This window comes from Streptomyces thermodiastaticus (assembly GCF_014656135.1).
Lineage (GTDB): Bacteria > Actinomycetota > Actinomycetes > Streptomycetales > Streptomycetaceae > Streptomyces > Streptomyces thermodiastaticus.
Genome location: NZ_BNBV01000013.1, coordinates 124,070 through 144,064, shown reverse-complemented (window position 1 = coordinate 144,064; position 19,995 = coordinate 124,070). Strand labels below are relative to the sequence as shown.

General features: G+C 72.7%; 19 protein-coding genes and 2 pseudogenes. 11 read left to right on the top strand and 10 right to left on the bottom strand.

Annotation, left to right across the window (positions count from 1 at the left end; translation table 11 throughout):
• Window positions 1–212 precede the first annotated feature (212 nt).
• The 3 genes from egtC (at window position 213) to IE286_RS14585 (ending at window position 2,426) form a co-directional block, all read left to right on the top strand.
• Window positions 213–1,001 (top strand): ergothioneine biosynthesis protein EgtC, encoded by a 789-nt coding sequence (egtC, locus tag IE286_RS14595; protein WP_189797124.1) that lies wholly within the window; start codon window positions 213–215, stop codon window positions 999–1,001.
• Entirely contained in the window at window positions 998–1,960 is a 963-nt protein-coding gene (egtD, locus tag IE286_RS14590) for an L-histidine N(alpha)-methyltransferase (RefSeq protein ID WP_189797123.1), read from the top strand. The genes egtC and egtD overlap by 4 nt, the downstream gene beginning before the upstream one ends.
• Before the next feature lie 250 nt (window positions 1,961–2,210).
• Window positions 2,211–2,426, top strand: coding sequence for a dodecin (locus tag IE286_RS14585; RefSeq protein WP_125497734.1), 216 nt, complete (start codon window positions 2,211–2,213; stop codon window positions 2,424–2,426).
• Between the two features lie 69 nt (window positions 2,427–2,495).
• On the opposite strand, the gene IE286_RS14580 is transcribed toward IE286_RS14585, so the two are convergent.
• The gene (locus IE286_RS14580; protein ID WP_189797140.1) at window positions 2,496–2,987 is read right to left on the bottom strand and encodes a phosphatase domain-containing protein; all 492 of its coding nucleotides are present in this window, start codon (window positions 2,985–2,987) and stop codon (window positions 2,496–2,498) included.
• Between the two features lie 78 nt (window positions 2,988–3,065).
• On the opposite strand from IE286_RS14580, the gene IE286_RS14575 reads away from it, so the two are divergent.
• On the top strand, window positions 3,066–3,299 hold the full coding sequence (locus IE286_RS14575; protein ID WP_189797122.1) for a hypothetical protein: 234 nt from the start codon (window positions 3,066–3,068) through the stop codon (window positions 3,297–3,299).
• A gap of 122 nt (window positions 3,300–3,421) precedes the next feature.
• Here IE286_RS14575 and IE286_RS14570 read toward each other — a convergent pair whose 3' ends face one another.
• A complete protein-coding gene (locus tag IE286_RS14570; protein ID WP_189797121.1) occupies window positions 3,422–4,051 on the bottom strand; it encodes a TetR/AcrR family transcriptional regulator in 630 nt (209 codons plus the stop codon).
• Between the two features lie 215 nt (window positions 4,052–4,266).
• Between IE286_RS14570 and IE286_RS14565 the strand changes: the two genes are divergently transcribed.
• On the top strand, window positions 4,267–5,403 hold the full coding sequence (locus IE286_RS14565) for an FAD-dependent oxidoreductase (protein ID WP_189797120.1): 1,137 nt from the start codon (window positions 4,267–4,269) through the stop codon (window positions 5,401–5,403).
• A 211-nt stretch (window positions 5,404–5,614) separates the two neighbouring features.
• On the opposite strand, the gene IE286_RS14560 is transcribed toward IE286_RS14565, so the two are convergent.
• From IE286_RS14560 to IE286_RS14545, 4 genes are all read right to left on the bottom strand, one after another.
• Window positions 5,615–6,859, bottom strand: a complete 1,245-nt coding sequence (locus IE286_RS14560) for a ThuA domain-containing protein (protein ID WP_189797119.1) — start codon at window positions 6,857–6,859, stop codon at window positions 5,615–5,617.
• A gap of 368 nt (window positions 6,860–7,227) precedes the next feature.
• Window positions 7,228–7,977 (bottom strand): succinate dehydrogenase/fumarate reductase iron-sulfur subunit, encoded by a 750-nt coding sequence (locus IE286_RS14555; RefSeq protein ID WP_189797118.1) that lies wholly within the window; start codon window positions 7,975–7,977, stop codon window positions 7,228–7,230.
• On the bottom strand, window positions 7,974–9,923 hold the full coding sequence (locus IE286_RS14550; protein WP_189797117.1) for a fumarate reductase/succinate dehydrogenase flavoprotein subunit: 1,950 nt from the start codon (window positions 9,921–9,923) through the stop codon (window positions 7,974–7,976). The genes IE286_RS14555 and IE286_RS14550 overlap by 4 nt, the downstream gene beginning before the upstream one ends.
• 1 nt (window position 9,924) lies before the next feature.
• Entirely contained in the window at window positions 9,925–10,596 is a 672-nt protein-coding gene (locus IE286_RS14545) for a succinate dehydrogenase (protein ID WP_189797139.1), read from the bottom strand.
• Window positions 10,597–10,724: 128 nt separating this feature from the next.
• Between IE286_RS14545 and IE286_RS14540 the strand changes: the two genes are divergently transcribed.
• Window positions 10,725–11,612, top strand: a complete 888-nt coding sequence (locus IE286_RS14540) for a LysR family transcriptional regulator (RefSeq protein ID WP_189797116.1) — start codon at window positions 10,725–10,727, stop codon at window positions 11,610–11,612.
• Between the two features lie 101 nt (window positions 11,613–11,713).
• On the opposite strand, the gene IE286_RS14535 is transcribed toward IE286_RS14540, so the two are convergent.
• Window positions 11,714–12,604 carry an NAD(P)H-binding protein gene (locus IE286_RS14535; RefSeq protein WP_189797115.1) on the bottom strand — a complete coding sequence of 297 codons (891 nt, stop codon included), beginning with the start codon at window positions 12,602–12,604 and terminating at the stop codon, window positions 11,714–11,716.
• A gap of 197 nt (window positions 12,605–12,801) precedes the next feature.
• Here IE286_RS14535 and IE286_RS14530 point away from each other — a divergent pair, with 197 nt between their 5' ends.
• Window positions 12,802–13,689, top strand: coding sequence for a LysR family transcriptional regulator (locus tag IE286_RS14530; RefSeq protein ID WP_189797114.1), 888 nt, complete (start codon window positions 12,802–12,804; stop codon window positions 13,687–13,689).
• 109 nt (window positions 13,690–13,798) lie between these two features.
• Here IE286_RS14530 and IE286_RS14525 read toward each other — a convergent pair whose 3' ends face one another.
• On the bottom strand, window positions 13,799–15,937 hold the full coding sequence (locus tag IE286_RS14525; protein ID WP_189797113.1) for a putative bifunctional diguanylate cyclase/phosphodiesterase: 2,139 nt from the start codon (window positions 15,935–15,937) through the stop codon (window positions 13,799–13,801).
• Window positions 15,938–16,029: 92 nt separating this feature from the next.
• Window positions 16,030–16,833: pseudogene (locus IE286_RS14520) on the bottom strand (SAM-dependent methyltransferase); the annotation flags it as partial.
• A 435-nt stretch (window positions 16,834–17,268) separates the two neighbouring features.
• Between IE286_RS14520 and IE286_RS14515 the strand changes: the two are divergent.
• The 3 genes and pseudogenes from IE286_RS14515 to IE286_RS14510 all read left to right on the top strand — a co-directional run bounded on the left by IE286_RS14515 (window position 17,269) and on the right by IE286_RS14510 (window position 18,351).
• Window positions 17,269–17,517, top strand: coding sequence for a hypothetical protein (locus tag IE286_RS14515; RefSeq protein ID WP_189797111.1), 249 nt, complete (start codon window positions 17,269–17,271; stop codon window positions 17,515–17,517).
• Between the two features lie 16 nt (window positions 17,518–17,533).
• Window positions 17,534–17,706 (top strand): annotated as a pseudogene (locus IE286_RS28000) (bestrophin-like domain); the annotation flags it as partial.
• Window positions 17,707–17,970: 264 nt separating this feature from the next.
• The gene (locus tag IE286_RS14510; protein WP_189797110.1) at window positions 17,971–18,351 is read left to right on the top strand and encodes a hypothetical protein; all 381 of its coding nucleotides are present in this window, start codon (window positions 17,971–17,973) and stop codon (window positions 18,349–18,351) included.
• Window positions 18,352–18,706: 355 nt separating this feature from the next.
• Here IE286_RS14510 and IE286_RS14505 read toward each other — a convergent pair whose 3' ends face one another.
• Window positions 18,707–18,967: a hypothetical protein gene (locus IE286_RS14505; RefSeq protein WP_189797109.1), complete on the bottom strand. Its 261-nt coding sequence runs from the start codon at window positions 18,965–18,967 to the stop codon at window positions 18,707–18,709.
• A gap of 270 nt (window positions 18,968–19,237) precedes the next feature.
• Here IE286_RS14505 and IE286_RS14500 point away from each other — a divergent pair, with 270 nt between their 5' ends.
• A complete protein-coding gene (locus IE286_RS14500) occupies window positions 19,238–19,921 on the top strand; it encodes a class F sortase (RefSeq protein WP_189797108.1) in 684 nt (227 codons plus the stop codon).
• Window positions 19,922–19,995: the final 74 nt, after the last annotated feature.

Genomic DNA, 19,995 nt, shown 5'->3' with positions numbered 1-19,995 from the left:
GGGCACCTTCCGCAACTGGGACTACCCCGTCCGGCGGCAGATCTTCTGCGGATTCCGCACCGCCCGCACAGCGGAGGATGCCTGATGCCGCGGTCGCCGGCGGACGGCGGACGGCGTCACCGTGCGTCCCGGCCGGCGGCGCGTTGTCGCCCCCGGGCGCTGCCGTCGCCGGCAGCGGGTGGTACCCGTGTCATGAGAGGCAGGACCGTCTGATGTGCCGTCACCTAGCCCATCTGGGACCCGAGGAGCCGCTCGGCCGGCTGCTGGTGGACCCGCCGCACAGCCTGTACCGGCAGTCCTGGGCGCCCCGCCACCAGCGGTACGGGACGGTCAACGCCGACGGCTTCGGGGTCGGCTGGTACGCCGCCGGCGACCCGGTGCCGGCCCGCTACCGGCGGGCCGGGCCGATCTGGGCGGACCTGTCCTTCGCCGACCTGGCACGGGTGGTGCGCACCACGGCACTGCTCGCCGCGGTGCGCGACGCGACCGTGGCCGGGGCGGACGCCGAGGCCGCGGCGGCACCGTTCGCCGCGGACCGGTGGCTGTTCAGCCACAACGGCGCCGTCCCCGGCTGGCCCGCCTCGCTGGCCGGCCCGGCCCGCACCCTGCCGGCCGAGGACCTGCTGTCCCTGCAGGCCACGACCGACTCGGCGCTGGTGTGGGCGCTGGTGCTGGCCCGGCTGCGCGGCGGTGACACCGGGGCGCAGGCCCTCGCCGACACCGTGCTGGAGGTGGCCGCGGCCGCCCCCGGTTCCCGGCTCAATCTGCTGCTCACCGACGGTGACAGCATCACGGCGACCGCCTGGGGCGACAGCCTGTGGTACCACGCCGCACCCGGCCGCGTGACCGTGGCCTCCGAACCGTACGACGACGATCCGCTGTGGCGTCGGGTTCCCGACCGCACCCTGGTCGTGGCGAGCCGCGCGGACGTCCTGCTCACCCCCTTGAAGGACCTCACCGAGGACCTGGCCCCCCGCACGTCTGAGGAGCCCCGCAGTTGAGCCCGTTCCGCATCACCCGCACCCTGCCCGAGGACGCCGTGGCCGCCGCTCTGCGCTCCGACGTCCGCGACGGGCTGACCCGTACCCCCAAGGCGCTGCCGCCCAAGTGGTTCTACGACGCCCACGGCAGCGAGCTGTTCGAGCAGATCACCGAGCTGCCCGAGTACTACCCGACCCGTGCCGAACGCGAGATCCTCACGGCCCGCGCCGGTGAGATCGCCGGCGTTCTGCCTGCCCGCACCCTGGTGGAACTGGGGTCGGGTTCCTCGGAGAAGACCCGCCTGCTGCTGGACGCGCTGACCGGGCTGCACACGTATGTCCCCGTCGACGTCAGCGAGAGCGCGCTGCGCCAGGCCGGGCAGGCGCTCGCCGCCGAGCGGCCCGCACTGCGGGTGCACGCGCTGATCGCCGACTTCACCGCAGGTCTCGTGCTGCCGGACACCCCCGGCCCGCGGCTGCTGGCGTTCCTCGGCGGCACCATCGGCAACCTGCTGCCCGACGAGCGGGCCCGGTTCCTCACCGCGATGCGCTCCCTGCTCACCGCCGGGGACGCGCTGCTGCTCGGCACCGACCTGGTCAAGGACCCGGAGGTGCTGGTGCGCGCCTACGACGACGCGGCGGGGGTGACGGCCGCGTTCGACAAGAACGTCCTGACCGTCATCGACCGCGAGCTGGGGGCCGACTTCGACCCGGACGCCTTCGACCATGTGGCGCTGTGGAACCCCGACGAGGAATGGATCGAGATGCGGCTGCGCTCGCGCATCGCGCAGACGGTGAAGGTGCCCGCCCTGGACCTGACGGTGGATTTCGCCGCCGGCGAGGAGCTGCGCACCGAGGTGTCCGCGAAGTTCCGGCGGGAGAAGGTCGCCGGGGAGCTGACCGCGGCCGGTTTCGCCCCGGTGGGGTGGTGGACGGACGCGGCGGGACGCTTCGCACTGTCGCTGAGCACGGTGCGGTGAGCCGTCCGGCGCGGGCCGCCCGCCGGAACCACGGCCCGCGCCGGGGCACACCCGCTCACAGTGAAACCCCGCTCACGGTGAAACCTGCCCTCGGTGAAACTGCCCTCGGTGACATCCTGCTCTCGGCGACACCCCGCTCACGGTGCGCACATCTCGCGCTCCGGCCCGGCATGCGGCACGGTGGAGTGACGTGGGCCGCACCCGCGTGCGCCCCCATGTGTTGCATGTGCCGTCTGCGAGAGGAGCACCCATGAGCAACCATGTGTACCGGGTCACCGAGATCGTCGGAAGTTCGCACCAGGGGGTCGACGATGCCATCCGCAACGCCATCGCCCGCGCCTCGCAGACCTTGCGCAACCTGGACTGGTTCGAGGTGACCCAGGTCAGAGGCCAGATCGAGAACGGGCAGATCGAGCACTACCAGGTGGGCCTGAAGGTCGGTTTCCGGATCGAGGACGCCGGCTGAGCGGCGGCCCAAGGCTCCTCGCACCCGCGGGCCGGACCGGCACAGGGGCGGCCCGCCGCCGCCGTTCCGTCAGGTCCGGCCCTGCCGCTCCTGCGCGTCCTGCAACTCCGTGGACGCGGCGACCCACCGGGCGCGCAGCACACGGAAACCCGCGCGTTCGGCGTCGTCGCACACCAGCTCGTCGTCGTCCACCAGGACACGTATCTCCCGGGTGCGGGCCAGCCGGCGCAGGATCTGCAGCTTGGTGCGGCGGGCGGGCCTGCGGTCGTCGTCGGGCCGCATGTGCAGGGCGCCTTCGGGCAGGTCGTGGGCGGCGAGCCAGTCGAGGGTGTCGCGGCGGCAGCGTTCAGGGCGCCCGGTGAGGTAGACGATCTCGCACTCGCGCGCGCTGTCACGGGCCAGCCGCACCCCCTCGGGCGCCGGCGGGTCCGCGGGCGCGGCGGCGAAGAAGCCGTCCCAGTCCCGGGGCCGCCGCTGCAGGAAGTGCTGGCGGTGTGCGGTGTCGGCAAGGGTGTTGTCCAGGTCGAACACGGCCAGGGGCCGCCGGTCGGTGTCGTTCACTGCGCCCACTTCGGAGTCCTTCGCTTGCTCGTGCGGTGTCCGGATGCGTATGCGGCCCGGGCGCCCGATGCTGGGTACATGTCCGGAACACTGCCGGTGACCGTGCATCCGCCGTCTCCGACGGGCGGCCGGCGCGTGCGGGTCAACGGCGAGATCCTGGGACTGGCCTACAGCCTCGCGGACGTCGCCGAGTTCTTGCGCCGTGCTGGACTGGAGGTGGACAGCACGGAGGTGGCGGTCTCCCCGCTCATCGACTGGCGCGGGGTCGGGCCGGAGTACTGGGGACCCGAGCCGGAGGGCACCGTGCCGTGAGCCGCCTCGCGCGCACCGGCACCCGACAGCTTCGGCGCCGCTCCCCCGCAGTACGTCCACGGCGTCGCCCGGGGACACCCTACGTCCATGGCGCCGACCGGACCCGACGCCCTCGCCGGTGCTCAGATGTTCCTCCCGGTGAGCGCTGACCATCCCTGTTCCAGCAGGTCGAAGGCTCGGGCCACGGCCTCGCGGGGGTTGTCGTGCCCGTGCACGGCACGAGGGGCCTCCAGGGCGAAGTGCGCCAGGGCCCGGCAGGCGGGGTCGTCCGCGGCCAGGCCGCTCTCCTCGGCGATCACCTCGGCGAGGGCGCCGGTGTGGCGCAGCCACATTTTCTGGCCGTAGTCCCGCAACGCGGGTGTGGCGGCCACCAGCTCGGCGAAGGCGGCGAAGCGGTCGTCCCCGCCGCCGGCGGCGACCAGACGGCTGCTCAGGGCGTGTTCCCGCAGCGCGGCCGGGACGGACTGGCCCGCCGGGCGGTTGCGGACGGCGTCCAGCAGACGTCGTTCCTGGTCGGCGTCCTCGTCGAAGACCAGGGCCTCCTTGACCGGGAAGTGCTTGAACAGCGTGGTGGTGGACACGTCGGCGGCATCGGCGATCTCCCGGATGCCCACCGCGTCGTAGCCGCGCTCCAGGAACAGGCGCAGGGCGGCGTCGGCGATGGCGCGGCGGGTGGCGGCCTTCTTGCGTTCACGGCGCCCCACCGGCGCGGCAGCGGAGTCCGGCGAGGTGCCGGGGGTCGTTGCGGACATGCCCCTCACCCTACCCCCTCGGTTAACCGACTTCAAAAGTTTATCTGTTGCACTTATTGAGCCGGTGTGCTTTTCTGGGGCCGCGGCCCGGGCAGTCCCGCCCGGCCGGCCGCCGTGAGGACCTGTTCTCCCTCTCTCCCGGCCGGTTTCCGTCATCGCCGCCGGTCCCGGCGCCCACACCATCCGTCCTGACGCTGCACGAACGGAGCCCTGTCATGCCCACCTCCACCTCGCCCCGTATCGCGATCATCGGTGCCGGTCCCGGCGGTCTGACCTGTGCCCGCATCCTCCAGCGGCACGGCATCACCGCCACCGTCTACGACCGCGACGCCGGCCCCCACGCCCGCAACCAGGGCGGCACCCTCGACCTGCACGCCGACAACGGCCAGATCGCGCTGCGCGAGGCCGGACTCCTCGAGGAGTTCTTCGGACTGGCCCGCCCCGAGGGGCAGGAAATGCGCCAGCTGGATCCGTCCGGCGCTGTGCTGTTCCACCATGTCCCCGAGCCCGGCGAACGGTTCAAGCCGGAGATCGACCGCGGCCGGCTGCGTGATCTGCTGCTCGGCTCGCTGACGCCGGGGACCGTCCGCTGGGGACACACCCTCAAGGCCGTGACCGGCCCGTCAAAAGGCCCCCGCCGGCTGCACTTCTCCGACGGCACCAGCGTCGAGTGCGACCTCGTCATCGGCGCCGACGGCGCCTGGTCCCGGGTCCGCCGCGCCCTGACCGACACCGCACCCCGCTACACCGGCATCACGTTCCTCGAAGCCTGGTTCCACGACGTCGCCGCCCGCCACCCCGAGGTCGCCGAACTCGTCGGCCAGGGCAGCGCCGCCGCGGCCGACGGCCGGCGCGGCATCTTCGCCCAGCGCAACGGCGGCGACCACATCCGCGTCTACCTCATCCAGCGCGCCCCCGCCGACTGGATCACCGATGCGGGCCTCGCCCCTGAGGACACCGGCGGGATCCGCGCCCTTCTGCTGGAGCGCTACCGCGACTGGTCACCCCGCCTGCGGCAGCTGATCACCGACAACGACGGCCCCTACCACGACCGCCCGATCTTCGCCCTGCCCGCCGGTCACACCTGGCAGCACAGCCCCAGCGTCACCCTGCTCGGCGACGCCGCCCACCTCATGCCCCCGCTCGGCGTCGGCGTCAACCTCGCTCTGCTCGACGCCTGCGACCTCGCCCTCGCCCTCACCCGCCACGACGGCATCGACGAGGCCGTCCGTGCCTACGAGGGCACCATGCTGCCCCGCTCCGCTCAGCTGGCCCTCCGCCTCGACGGCGCCGCCGAGGATCTGATCTCCACCGAACTGCCCGACTTCGCCACCAGCGGGCAGCAGTCCTGAGCACACGTGGCTCCCCTCCGTTCGCGAGGTGAGCCCTCACCGCTTGCCGGGAAACGGACATGTGCCCGGTGGCAGTCGTCCGCGGACGACTGCCACCGGGCACACGGCGGACCGACTGACGACGGCTGCGGCGAGGGCGCCGCGCGACCGGCAGCCGCCCTCACCGTCCTTCCCCCGCCGTCGGTCCGGCCGGGCACGTCACCGGACACGGTCAGGACGGCAGCGTCCAGCTCTGGTTGGCGGCTCCGGTGCAGGACCAGATCTGCAGACGGGTGCCGTTGGCCGAACTCGGGCCGGTGGCGTCCAGGCACTTGCCCGACTGCGGGTTGACCAGGGAGCCGTTCGGCCCGGGCTGCCAGACCTGGGAACCGGTGCCGTTGCAGGTGTAGAGCTGCACCGTGGTTCCGTTGGCGGTGCCGGCGCCGGTCACGTCCATGCACTTGCCGAGCGCGGTGAGCGTTCCGGTGCTGTCCACGGTCCAGTTCTGCGCGTCGGTGCCGTTGCAGTCGTACAGCTGGACGGCCGTGCCGTCGGCGGTGCCGGCGCCGGCGACGTCGACGCACTTGCCGCCGTAGCCGCGGATGGGACCGGTGCGGGTTTCGGGCGGGGTGACCGTGCCGGGCTGCCCGGCCGCCCACTTGATCTCCTGCAGCAGCAGCCGGTTCTGCTCGGCGCTGGCGAAGGTGGAGGACAGGGCGGTGTCGGTCGAGTAGTCCATCGCGTTGTGCCCGAAGTTGTTGTAGACCATCCGGTAGTTCCGGTTGGACCACACGATCGGGTAGTAGCCGCTGTACCACGTCTGGTTCGGGTCGGTGCCGACGGGGAAGGTGGACGGGTCGAGCGAGGCCAGGATGTCGATGTCCGGGTTCTGCCGCAGGTCGTTCTGCCAGCTGTACCACTCGCTGACCGAGGACGTGAAGGTGGCGGGCAGGCCGGCGGTCGCCGGGTGGCCGGCGTCCTCGACCTTCAGCGTCTCGGCGGTCGGCCCCCAGGAGTTGCTCTTGAACGTGCCTGTGCCGAGGAAGGTGTTGTGGTACCAGGGCCAGTCGCTCGAGTCGTCGTTGAAGGCCGAGACATGGAAGCCGACGAAGCCTCCGCCGTTCTCCACGTACGTGCGGAAGGCGGACTGCTGGGCCGCGGTGTGCGGGTAGTCGTCGAGGAACATCACGACCTGGTAGTCGGCCAGGTCCGCCGCGTTGAGCTTGTTCCAGTCGGTGGTGGCGGTGTAGGTGAACCCGTTCTCGGCGCCCGCCTGCGGGAACCACGCGTTGGCCTCGTGGTCGAAGCTGATGTGCGCCGCGTCGTAGGTGCCGTTGTAGAAGGCGAGCACCTTGAACGGCGCGGCAGCCCGGGCGGACTGGGCGGGGACGACCCCGGCGACGCCGAGGACCACGGCGAACAGGGCGAGAAGTCTGAACAGGACGCGATGACGGGGGACATGCGTGGGATTGGACATCACGCAGGGACCTTCCTCGGGTGCAATGCCCTGACACGCTGCAGCACAGGGCGATGACCGGGAGCGTACATGTCAACTTTGGTCTAGGCCAACCCGTCGTCGGATGCGCATCGCCGCCCCGCCGGCCCGGAGGCTCGGATCCCGCCCCGAGAACCAACTCCTGTGCGAGCGAGGCTCGTTGCAGCGTTGCGACGGCAACCGGCCGGCACGGGCGCCGATGCGATGTGCGGCGCGTCCGCATCCGCGTGCGCGGGAACCGGGGCCCGGCGGCGGCCCGGTCCCGGACAAGCGAAGCGGGACCGGGTCATGAGCACCACATCCCGGTCCCGCCCGTCCGCCCCCTCGGCGAACGACTTGCTGGCCGTGGCCTACCGCTTGGCGACCTTCCGGGTCGCGCGCAGCCACTCCTTGTTCATGTGGGTGATGGAGGTGAGCGGAATGCCCTTGGGGCAGGCGGTGGCGCACTCTCCGGTCAGGGTGCAGCCGCCGAAGCCCTCGGCGTCCATCTGGGCCACCATGTCCAGCACCCGGGTCTCGCGCTCGGGCGCGCCCTGCGGCAGGACGTTGAGGTGGTTGATCTTGGCGGAGGTGAACAGCATCGCCGCGCCGTTGGGGCAGGCGGCGACACAGGCGCCACAGCCGATGCACTCGGCGTGCTCGAAGGCGTAGTCGGCGTCCGCCTTGGGCACGGGCGTGGCGTGCGCCTCGGGCGCGGATCCGGTGGGCGCGGTGATGTAGCCGCCGGCCTGGATGATCCGGTCGAAGGCCGAGCGGTCCACCACCAGGTCCTTCACCACCGGGAACGCCGCGGCGCGCCACGGTTCGATGTCGATGGTGTCGCCGTCCTTGAAGGACCGCATGTGCAGCTGGCAGGTGGTGGTGCGCTCCGGGCCGTGCGGCTCGCCGTTGATGACGAGCGAGCACGCACCGCAGATGCCCTCGCGGCAGTCGTGGTCGAAGGCCACGGGTTCCTCACCGGAGAGGATGAGCTGTTCGTTGAGGACGTCCAGCATCTCCAGGAAGGACATGTCGGGCGAGACGCCGTCCACCTCGTAGGTGGACATGGCGCCGTCGGCGTCGGCGTTCTTCTGGCGCCAGACGCGCAGGGTGAGCTTCATGCGTAGCTCCGCTGGGTGGGGTGGACGTACTCGAAGACCAGGTCTTCCTTGTGCAGGACGGGGGCCTGGCCGGTGCCGGTGAACTCCCAGGCGGCCGCGTAGGAGAACTCTTCGTCCTTGCGGGCGGCCTCGCCGTCGGGGGTCTGGGACTCCTCGCGGAAGTGGCCGCCGCAGGACTCGGTGCGGTGCAGGGCGTCCAGGCACATCAGCTCGGCCAGTTCCAGGTAGTCGACGATGCGGTTGGCCTTCTCCAGGGACTGGTTCAGCTCCTCGCCGCTGCCGGGGACCTTGATGCGCCGCCAGAACTCCTCCCGGATCTGCGGGATGCGCTCCAGGGCCTTGCGCAGGCCCTGCTCGTTGCGGGCCATGCCGCAGTACTCCCACATCAGTTCGCCCAGTTCGCGGTGGAAGGAGTCGGGGGTGCGGTCGCCGTCGGCCGACAGCAGCCGGGCGAGCCGGTCCTCGGTCTCGGCGAGCACCTCCCGCACCACCGGGTGGTCGGGGCGGACCGGCTCGTTGCGCGGGTGGCGGGCGAGGTAGTCGTTGATGGTGGCCGGCAGGACGAAGTAGCCGTCGGCCAGGCCCTGCATCAGCGCGGACGCGCCGAGCCGGTTGGCGCCGTGATCGGAGAAGTTGGCCTCGCCGATCGCGAACAGGCCGGGGATGGTGGTCTGCAGGTCGTAGTCGACCCACAGGCCGCCCATCGTGTAGTGCACGGCCGGGTAGATCCGCATGGGAACCTCGTAGGGGTTCTCCGCGGTGATCCGCTCGTACATGTCGAAGAGGTTGCCGTACTTCTCCTCGACCTTCTTGCGGCCCATCCGCTTGATGGCGTCCGCGAAGTCCAGGTACACGCCCTGCCCGCCGGGGCCGACGCCGCGGCCCTCGTCGCACACGTTCTTCGCGGCGCGGGAGGCGATGTCGCGGGGCACCAGGTTGCCGAAGGACGGGTAGATGCGCTCCAGGTAGTAGTCGCGCTCGTCCTCGGGGATCTCGTTCGGCGGGCGGGTGTCGCCCTTGGCCTTGGGCACCCAGATCCGGCCGTCGTTGCGCAGCGACTCGCTCATCAGCGTCAGCTTGGACTGGTGGTCGCCGGTGCGCGGGATGCAGGTCGGGTGGATCTGCGTGAAGCAGGGGTTGGCGAAGTACGCGCCGCGCCGGTGCGCCCGCCAGATGGCGGTCGCGTTGGAGTTCATCGCGTTGGTCGACAGGTAGAAGACGTTGCCGTAGCCGCCGGAGGCGAGGACCACGGCGTCCGCGAAGTACGTGGAGATCGTCCCGGTGATCAGGTCACGGGCGACGATGCCGCGGGCCCGCCCGTCGACGACGATCAGGTCGAGCATCTCGGTGCGCGGGTGCATCTCGACGTTGCCGGCGGCGATCTGCCGGGACAGCGCCTGGTAGGCGCCGAGGAGGAGCTGCTGGCCCGTCTGGCCGCGGGCGTAGAAGGTACGGGAGACCTGCACGCCGCCGAAAGAGCGGGTGTCGAGCAGGCCGCCGTACTCGCGGGCGAAGGGCACGCCCTGGGCCACGCACTGGTCGATGATCTCCACGGAGATCTGGGCGAGGCGGTGGACGTTGGACTCCCGGGAGCGGAAGTCGCCGCCCTTGACGGTGTCGTAGAACAGCCGGTGGATCGAGTCGCCGTCGTTGCGGTAGTTCTTCGCGGCGTTGATGCCGCCCTGCGCGGCGATGGAGTGGGCGCGGCGCGGGGAGTCCTGGTAGCAGAACTGGATGACGTGGTAGCCCTGCTCGGCCAGGGTGGCGCCGGCGGAGCCGCCGGCCAGGCCGGTGCCGACGATGATCACCGTCTTCTTGCGCCGGTTGGCGGGGTTGACCAGCTTGGCCTCGAAGCGGCGCTTGTCCCAGCGCTCGTGGATGGGCCCGGAGGGCGCCTTGGTGTCGGCGATCGGCTCGCCGGTCGTGTAGTCGGCGTAGGAGGTCATGTCAGCTCACCACTCCGGTCATCACGCCCACGGGGACGGCGATGAAACCGGCCGTGAGCAGCAGTGCGAGGACGTTGGCGACGGTCTTCAGGGCGAAGTCGCGCCTGCGGCTGCCGACGCCGAGGGTCTGGGCGGCGCTGAAGAAGCCGTGCCGGATGTGCAGGCCGAGCGCCAGCATGGCGACGATGTAGATGACGTTGCCGTACCAGGTGGAGAAGGTGTCCACGACGTTCTGGTACGGGTGGCCCTCCTGGAACCCGCCGGAGTGCACGGTGCCGGTGGTCAGGTCGAGGATGTGCCAGACGATGAACAGCCCGAGGATGACCCCGCCCCACCGCATGGTGCGGGTGGCGTAGCTCGCGCGCGGCCGGGAGTGCACGTACTTGGCCGGGCGCGCCTTGATGTCGCGGCGGCTGAGCTGGTAGGCGGAGACGGCGTGGGCGACCACGGCGACGACCAGCACCACGCGGATGACCCACAGCGTCCACTCGTAGTGCATGAACGGCTCGCCGATGGTGCGCAGCCAGTGGGCGTAGTGGTTGAAGTCGCCGGCCCCGAAGAAGATCTTCAGGTTCCCGTACATGTGGACGATCAGGTACAGCAGCATGATCAGCCCACTGACCGCCATCACGGTCTTCTTGCCGACGGTCGAATCCCACACGGTCCGTGCCATGGACGGCCGTCGGTCCGTCCGCGTTGCCAGAGCCATGGCATGACGTTAGGACCGCCACAGCCCATCGGTCCAAGACATGGTGCAGCTCGATTCGATAGGCATCGCCTATGCAGGGGTATCGTGGCGGTGTGCAGTTCCAGCAGCTCCAGTACTTCGTGGCGGTCGCCGAGACCCGGCACTTCACCCGGGCCGCGGAACTGGTCCATGTGGCCCAGCCGTCGCTGTCGCAGCAGATCAAGGCGCTGGAGCGGGAGCTGGGCGCGGACCTGTTCCTGCGGGCGCGGGGCAACATCACGCTCACCGACGCCGGGGAGGCGCTGCTGCCGCTGGCCCGGCGGATCCTCGCCGACGCGGACACCGCCCGGCACGAGGTGCAGGAGCTGGTGCAGCTGCGCCGGGGCCGGGTGCGTCTGGGCGCCACCCCGAGCCTGTGCACCGGTCTGCTGCCGGACGTGCTGCGCGCCTTCCACGACCGCTATCCCGGCATCCGGCTGCTCGTCGAGGAGGGCGGCTCCCACGACCTGGTGCGGGAGCTGGCGCGCGGCGCCCTGGACCTGGCCCTGGTGGTGCTGCCGCTGCCCAGCCCCTCCCCCGCGCTGACCACGGTGGAGCTGCTGCGCGAGGACCTGGTGGTGGTCTCCTCGCCGGAGGCGCCCGAGCCCGGCGGGCCGGGGCGGCGCTCGGTGCGCATCGCGGACCTGGAGGGCGAGCGCCTGGTGATGTTCCGGCACGGCTACGACCTCAGGGAGCTGACGGTGGCCGCGTGCCGCGCCGAGGGCTTCGAACCGGAGTTCGCGGTGGAGGGCGGCGAGATGGACGCCGTCCTGGGGTTCGTCCGGGCGGGGCTGGGCGTCGCGGTCGTGCCGCGCATGGTGGCCACCCGCTCCGGGGCCGGTCTGCGGGTCACCCCGCTGGCCCGTCCGGGTCTGCACCGTACGATCGCGCTCGCCCACCGCAGCGACGTGGACCCGCCGCGCGCCGCCCGGGAGCTGCAGCGGATGCTGCTGCAGCGGTGAGCCGGGCAGCGCGCGGCAGCGGGCCGCGGGGCGCCGGTCCAGGGGCCGCCAGGTTCAGGGGGCGCCCGTGCGGGAGGCGCCCGGTGCGGGGGCCGCTCGGTTCAGCCGAGGACGGCCGGCTTGAGCACCCGCTCGCACCACGTACGGAAGCCGGTCGGCGCGTTCTCCGGTGTGCTGGGCACGGCGGCCCCGTAGAAGCCCTGCTCGTCCAGGGCCCGTGCCATGTCGGCCAGCCCCTGCGCCGACGCCTCGCTCACCCCGTGCCCGAGCAGGCTCGCCCGGTAGTCCGCGAAGCCGACCAGCCGCGCCTGGACGGGGCGGCCCAGCACCTCGCTCATCACCCGGGCCATGCCCTCGGGCGTCAGCTCGTCGGGGCCCACCAGCGGGACGTCCTCCTGCCCCGTCCACGTGCCGTCGCGCAGCAGCCGGGCCGCCGTCGCGGCGATGTCACCGGTGGCACAGGTGCGCAGGACGCGCTGCCCGGTCATGGCGGCGTAGAACGCTCCCTGGTCGCGGATCGACGCGGCCTGACCGACGAAGTTCTCCATCAGGAACGGCGGGCACAGCGCCCGGTGGTGCACGCCCGTGGCCCGGATGCGCTCGTCCATGGCGAGGGAGGCGGAGATCTGCCCGGCGTTCGTCGCGATGCCGCGCCCCAGGGTGGAGACGGTGACCACCCGCTCGATCCCCTGCTCCTCGATCACCTGGCACAACGGCTCGGTGAAGGCGTCGAAGTGGCCCTCGACGCTCTCGGCGGTGGGTGTCGGCGGCACCAGCCAGAAGACCTGGCCGGCGCCCGCGCAGGCCTCCTTCAGCACGCCCGGGTCGGCGTGCGAGCCCTGGATCACCTCGACCCGGTCCCGGGCCCCGGGCGCCAGGCGCGCCGGGTCGCGCACGATCACCCGGACCGGCTCCGCGAGGTCCGGGGCGTCGAGGAGGAGGGCGAGCAGCTGCCGGCCGATCTGGCCGGTGGGGGTGGTCACGACGATCACGTGGGACTCCATGAAGGACGTGGGCAGAAAAGGACGCAGGCAGAAAAAGGAAGACAAAACGGCGGCGGACTCCTCGCAGAGGTCCGCCCGGGCTCAGCGCCGTATCGATCCTCTGCGCCCGGCGGGCGGAACTGAAGGACCGGTTCGCACCCGGTCGTTACCCTGAAGGCAATACCGATCGAGGGAGAATGACGCTCATGGACTCCCGCCCGCTGCGCTACTTCGTGGCCGTGGCCGAGGAACTGAACTTCGCCCGCGCGGCCGAACGGCTCGGCATCTCCGCACCCCCCCTGTCCCGGGCGATCCGCCGACTGGAGGCGGACCTCGGGGTCACCCTGTTCGAGCGGACCACCCACAGGGTGTCGCTGACCACGGCCGGCGAGGTGCTGCTCGGGGAGGCGCGGATCGCGCTGGACGCGCTGGAGGCCGCCGGGGTGCGGGCCCGGCGCGCGGCCGCCCCGGACGGCGGGCTGGTCCTGGCGGCCAAGGCCGACGGCGACGCCGGTCTGCTGAAACCGATCCTCGAACGGTACGCGGCCGACCCCGCCGCGGTACCGGTCACGGTCCGCCTGTGCGGATGGCAGGAGTCGCACCTGCTGCTGCGCCGCGGTGAGGCCGACGTCGCCCTGGTCCACGACCCGTTCGACCACACGGGCCTGGACCGCGAGACGCTGGTCGTCGAGGAGCGGATGGCCGTCCTGGCCGCGCGGGACCCGCTCGCCGCCCGCGACCGGCTCTCCACGGCCGACCTCGGGCTGCGCCCCGGCGAGGTGCACCGCTTCCGTGACGGCGTGCGCGGCGAGGGCCGCGACCTGGCCCAGATGCTGACGCTCGTCGCGCTGGGCGACATGGTCGGTCTGCTGCCCGCGTCCGTCGCCGACCGCTACCCCCGGCCCGACGTCGTCTACCGTCGCGTCACCGACGCCCCGCCCGCCGTTCTGTCGATCGCCTGGCCGCAGCAGTCGCGTTCGCGGGCCGTCGCGGCCCTGGTCCGGGCGGCCGTCGCCGTGGCCGAGTCCGCGCCCACGCGGCCGGCGCACGCCGCGCCGCAGGCGGCAGCGGCGGCTGCGGCCGCGCACCGGTGAGGACGGCCCTGCCCGAACCGGCCTGAGCACCGTGGCGCACCGGCCTGCGGGCCGAGCGGCCGGCGCGGGCGTCCTGCCCGGGCCGACGGCAGCCGGGCTGACCGCGCGGTCAGCCCGTCGCGTCCGCGAGGGCCAGCTCGTGCAGGCGCTCCGGTGGGCCTGGGCGGGCGTAGTACCAGCCCTGAGCCGTGTCGCAGCCCAGTATCCGCAGCTGTTCGGCCTGGGCTCCGGTCTCCACGCCCTCCACGGTGACCGCGAGGTCCAGGCTGTGGGCGAGCGCGACGATCCCCTCGACGATCTTCAGGTCCACCGGGTCGGCGGGGAAGCGCTGCATGCTCTGGGTGAAGGAGCGGTCCAGCTTGAGCGCGCTCACCGGCAGCCTGCGCAGATTGGCCAGGTTGGAATAGCCGGTGCCGAAGTCGTCCAGGGCGATGTCCACGCCCATCTCGGCGAGCCGGTGCAGCGGTTCGAGCACCTCGTCCTCCGCGCCGATCAGCGCCGACTCGGTGACCTCCAGGCACAGCGCGTCCGGTGCCACGCCCTCGTGCTCCAGGATCTCGACGGTGTCCTGCACCAGACCGGGGTGGCGCAGCTGGCAGGGCGAGAGGTTGACGTTGATGCGCAGCGGCGCCGCCGTGTCCCCGCCGTGCCTCTCCCGCCACTCGCGGGCCTGCCGCACCGACTGCTCCAGCACCCAGCGGCCCAGCGGCACGATCAGCCCGGTGTGCTCGGCGAGCGGGATGAACCGGTCGGGGCCGAGCACCCCGTGCTGCGGGTGCAGCCAGCGCACCAGCGCCTCGGCGCCGCGCACGCTTCCGTCGCCGAGGTGGACCAGCGGCTGGTACTCGATGAAGAACTCGCCGCGGTCCAGGGCGGCCGGCAGCGCCGTGGTCAGGCCGTGCCGGGTGATGACGCGGGCGTCGGCCTCGGGGTCGGCCCGCTCGAACCGGTTGCCGCCGGCCGACTTGGCCCGGTACATGGTGATGTCCGCGCTGCGCAGCACCTCCGCCGCGCTGCGCTCGCCGACCGCGCCCTCGACCACGCCGATGCTGCCCCGCACGGTCAGCTCCCGTCCGTCGATGCGGATGGGCGTGCCGAGCGCGTTCATGATGCGCAGGGCGAGGTCCTCGACCTGGCGCCGGCTGTCGGCGGCGGTGGTCAGCGCCACGAACTCGTCGCCGCCGAGCCGGGCCACCATCTCGCCGGGTGCGGTCACGCACGACTGCAGCCGGTCGGCGACCTCCACCAGCAGCCGGTCGCCGGCCGCGTGGCCGAGGCTGTCGTTGATGGTCTTGAAGCCGTCCAGGTCCAGGTAGCACAGGCCGAAGCGGTGGCCCTCGCCGGCGTTCAGCGCCTTGTCCAGGCGTTCGAAGAACAGGGTGCGGTTGGGCAGCCCGGTCAGTGCGTCGTGGGTGGCCTCGTAGCGCAGCCGCAGGTGCAGCAGCCGCCGCTCGGTGGTGTCCTCCATCAGCGCCAGCTGGTACTGGGGTGTGCCGTCCGCATCGCGCAGCAGCGAGACGGTGAGGTTGGTCCACAGCACGGTGCCGTCGGGCCGGGAGAAGGCCTTCTCCACGCGGTAGTGGTCGCGTTCGCCGCGCACCAGCTCCTCGTACAGCCGCCAGATGTGCGGGGCGTCCTCGGGGTGCGCCCACTCCCTGACGTTGCGGCCGCGCAGATTCTGCTCGCTGCCGAACATGCGCAGCAGCGCCCCGTTGTACTGCAGGACGTTGCCCTCCAGGTCGGCGATGCCGATGCCTATGGCCGCGCCCTCGAACACCGCCCGGAAGCGGGCCTCGCTGGCGTGCAGGGCCTGGGCGACCACGCCCTGGGCGCGCAGCGCGGCCTGCGCGATGGCCTCCTGCTCGGCGAGGGTGCGTCGGCGCAGCGCCCGGGCGAACCCGGCGGCCATGGCGTGCTGCAGGCGCGAGCAGCGCGCCCGCAGGGCCTCCTGGTCGCCGCCCTCACCGCAGTAGAGCACCAGGTAGGCGTCGAGGCAGTCCAAAGAACGACTGAGTGCCTCGGGTGCGGTGCAGTGGGCCTCGACCAGTGCGGCACCGACCGCCTCGCCCTCGGCCGCGTCGAACCTCCCGGCCCGTAGGGCCTCGCTCAGCCGGCGTGCCAGGGGCAGGAGTTGTTCCTCGAACTCGGCGCGGGTCAGCGACGTGGAGGTCACCGGGAAGACCGCCCGGCTCCAGATCGTCGTCAGCCGGCGCAGTCGGTCCTCCGCCCCCTGAGGCTGTGCCGTCACGCCCCGCGCCCGTTCCGCCGGGTGCAGGGCACCTGTGTCCCGGCCGCGCCCGCCGCATGGTGCCGACCGGCCTTCGCGCGGGCGGCGCCGAGGCGCCCCACGCCGGCGAATCCCGCGAAGGCGTACGGATCCTCGTCCTCCGGCGCGGTCTCCGGGCGCCACAGCGCCATCGGCACCAGTCCGGGTTCCACCATGTCGTACCCCTCGAAGAACCGCGCGATCTCCTCGCGCGTACGCATGATCAGCGGGTTGCGGATGTCGTGGTACACGTCGACCGCGCCCAGTCTGCGCTCCTGCGGCAGCGGGATCCCCTCGTAGGAGGCGTGCGTGAGGATCAGCAGGCTGCCGGGCGCGAGCGCGTCGCGCAGCTCGGCCACCGCGCCCTGCGGGTCGTCCGAGTCGTCCACGAAGTGCAGTATGGCAACCAGAAGGAGCGCCACTGGGCGATTCAGGTCGAGCAGCCGTTGCACCTGGGGGCTCGCGAGGATTTCACGGGGCTTGCGCAGATCGGCCGCGACGACGTCCGCGTCCTCGTTGCGGGCCAGGACGGCCTGACTGTGGGTGACCGCCACCGGATCGTGGTCGACGTAGACGACGCGGCTGCCGGGGCTGGCCCCCTGCGCGACCTCGTGGACGTTGCCGAAGGTGGGGATGCCGGAGCCGATGTCCAGGAACTGGGTGATGCCCTCGGCCAGGGCGAAGCGCACGGCACGCCGCATGAACGCTCTGTTCGCCTGCATGATCTTCGGCAGTCCCGGCAGGAACTCCATGGCCCTGCGGGCGGCTTGCCGGTCGACCTCGAAGTTGTGCGAACCGCCCAGATAGTAGTCGTAGATCCGGGCGACGCTCGGCACCGAGATGTCGATGCTGCGCGGCGCCCAGGGGGGACGCTCCATCTGCTCTCCACAACGTAGGCGATTCGGTGTTCGAGCCGAGGCTACTGACCGACCGCTCAACGGGCGATACCAAAACGGAAATTGACCATCCGTTAACGGTTGCCACCTGCGGGCATGCGCCGTGTGCGCCGTCCGCATCGCGGCGGATTGCGCCGATGTGCGGCCCGCGGGCGCGCCCGTCGGGGCGGCGGGCCGCCCCCCGGAACCGACGCTCCCGTCACCGCCTTCCGAAGGCGCCGCCGGCCGCTGCTCCCTGCGCGCCGGTCGCGGCCGCCGGCCTGCACCACCCGGCCGGGGACGCGGGCACGCGCGTCCGGTTCACCGTCCGGCCGCCCCGCCGCCGGGCAAAACCTCCGCGGGCTGCGTTTCGCTCCTTCGGGCCAATCGCCGTCCCGCGCGGCGTGACCGGCCGGGGCCCTGCCCAGGATCTCGCTCGTGCAACGACCGGAACTCACCCGGCGACGACGCCTTCTGCTGCGGGTGGCGGCCTCCACGGCGCTGGTGTGGGCCTGCGCGGGTGCCGGGGCGGCACCGGCCGCGGCGGACGCCTGCGCCTGGGCCTTCACGGGGCCGGACGGCGTGGCGGCGGTGTCGGTGACCGGCATCCCGCCGTGCGGGGAACCGGCGCCGACGCCGGAACCGCCGAGTCCGGCGGCCGCCGTGGCCGCGCTGCGCCCGCGCTGATCCTTCGGAGAGATCCTTGCCCGGATGGCTGGTTCTCGTCCTTGCGACGGCCGCCGCCTGGCCGTGGTGGTGGTCATCACCCTCGTACGGCACCGCACGGCGTCCGAGAACGACGACCCCAGTGAAACCCCCGACGTCATCGAGTACATGACGATGTGGATCGGTGTGGTCTACGCCATCGTGCTCGGAGCCGACGGGCCCCTTCCTGGAACTCTTCCCGCACCTGAGGAGCTGACGGTCCGGCTGAGCCGGTGCACGGAGCCGACGCCCGCTCATGCCCGTCCCCCGCCCGCACGAACGCGTCGCCTGTGCGGCCCACGCCGTTGCCCCGTTCGCCCGGCAGCGATCGCGTGGTCCGGCGCGCCTTTCTAGCGTTTCGATCATCGAGGTGCATTTCCGGCGCACGCGGAAAAGGTCCGCAGCTGCTCCTCGGGGACCCGGAGGATATTCGTCATGCGCGTCATACACGCCGTTTCCGCCGCACTGCTGAGCATCGGTGCCCTCACCTTCTCCGCGCCCGCCGCCGTCGCGAGCGGTGGCGCGGTCCAGGCCTACGGCGGCGGAGATCACTACGGCGGCAGCGGATACGACGACGACGGCGGGGGCGGCCGCTCCTACGGCGGCGGAGGCTACGGAGACGACGAGGGGGGCCGGGGCGGTCACGGCTCAGGCCGGCCCGAGCACTACCGGCACGGCGTCCACGCGGGCGGGGGCGGCACCGTGGCCGGCTTCGACCTCAAGGAGGTCGGCATGGGCAGCGCGCTCATCGCGGGCTCGCTCGGTGCGGCCTACTGCCTCGCGCGCCGCCGCCCCGGCGAGGAGGGCGTCGCCTGAGCGCCCCGGCCGGCGGACATGCACACGTGTCGCCCCGGACCTTCCCCGGTCCGGGGCGACACGTGTGTCGGAGCGACGCGTGTGCCCGGAGCGACGCATATGTCCGGAGCGACGCGTGTGCCCGGAGCGACGCATGTGTCCGGAGCGACGCATGTGTCCGCCCGTCCGTCGGTGTCCGGGTCGTGTCTCCCCCTCGGCGGCACGCGTCCTTGCGGCCGCACGCGTCCGTGCCCCGGCACGTGTGTGCTCCGCTCGGCGGCGCGCCGAGGGGAGGTCTCAGGCGTCGGCGGCCGTCCGATACGCCGAACCGGACGTCCGCGGCTGTCAGGTGCACCGAGCGGGACGTCCGCGGCCGTCAGGTGCGCCGGCCGGAACGGCCGCGCCACCAGAGCAGGCCGCCCGAGACGACGCCCGTCGCGAGCAGCCCGCCGCCGATGGCCAGGTCCGCGTCGGTGGCGCCGCCGGGTCTCGCGCCGTCGGCCGCGAGGGCCGGCGCGAGCACGGGCCGGTGGGCGGGCGAGGAGCCGGTGACATGTGAAGCGGCCGCCGGGGCGGCCGGGCCGAGAACGGCGGCGACTGCCATCAGGACCGCCACGGGAGTGGGTGCAGTGTGCATGCGTGTGCCTCCGTGGAAGGCGCCCCGGGGCCCCGTCCCCGGTCGGTCGGCGAGAAAGCACCTCCTGGACACACCCTCGGACGTCCCGCTCGCTGGCGCATGCCGGACCTCGCCGTTCGGGGCTCGTCCGTCCCGGTGAGCCCGTCGCCCACCGGGCAGGACGCCGCCACCCGTTCGTCGGCCGCCCCGTCGCCGGTGCGGTCCGCGGACCCTAGCGTGATCCGTGTGCACGACGGCGGGGCGGGGTCCCGCCGCGAGAGGGGATGGCGGATGACTGCGAGCGAGCGGGCCGGCCGTGCCGGGCAGGAGGCAGGGGAGCGAAGCGGCAAGCGCGCCCCGTGGGGCGTGATCGCGCTGGTCCTGCTGGCCGGGCTCGCCCTCGTCCGCAACGGCTCGGGGCAGTACGACGCCGGCCCGCCGCAGCCCGCGAGGGCGGCCGCAGCGGGGGCCGCGCACGGCAGCACACCGAGCGCTCCGGCCGCACGGGAAGGGTCGCTGCCGCGTTCGGTGCCCGTGCGGGTGACGATCCCCGTGATCCAGGTGGACGCGCCCGTGATCCCCGTCGGAGTGGACGAGGACGGCGCGGTGGCGGCACCGCCGCCGCAGGACGCCAACCTCGCCGGCTGGTTCGAGCGCGCGGTCACCCCCGGGGAGCAGGGCACCGCGGTGATCGTCGGCCATGTGGACAACTCCCGGGGACCGGCGGTGTTCTACGCGCTCGGCGCGCTCGAGCCGGGCAACCATGTCGAGATCCGCCGCGAGGACGGCCGGACGGCCGTCTTCGAGGTGTACGACGTGCAGGTGGTCGCCAAGAAGAACTTCCCCGGCGAACGGGTCTACGGCGCCACGGGCAGCCCGGAGCTGCGGGTCATCACCTGCGGCGGCCGGTACACCGAGCAGTCCGGGTACGAGAGCAACGTGGTGGTTTTCGCCCGTCTGACGGACGTGCGGTGATCCGGCCGGCGCCCGGGCGGGCGTCCGGTGCGCGGGCCGCCGGCCCGGGCCGGTCCGGGGGTGGCGCCGAGCCG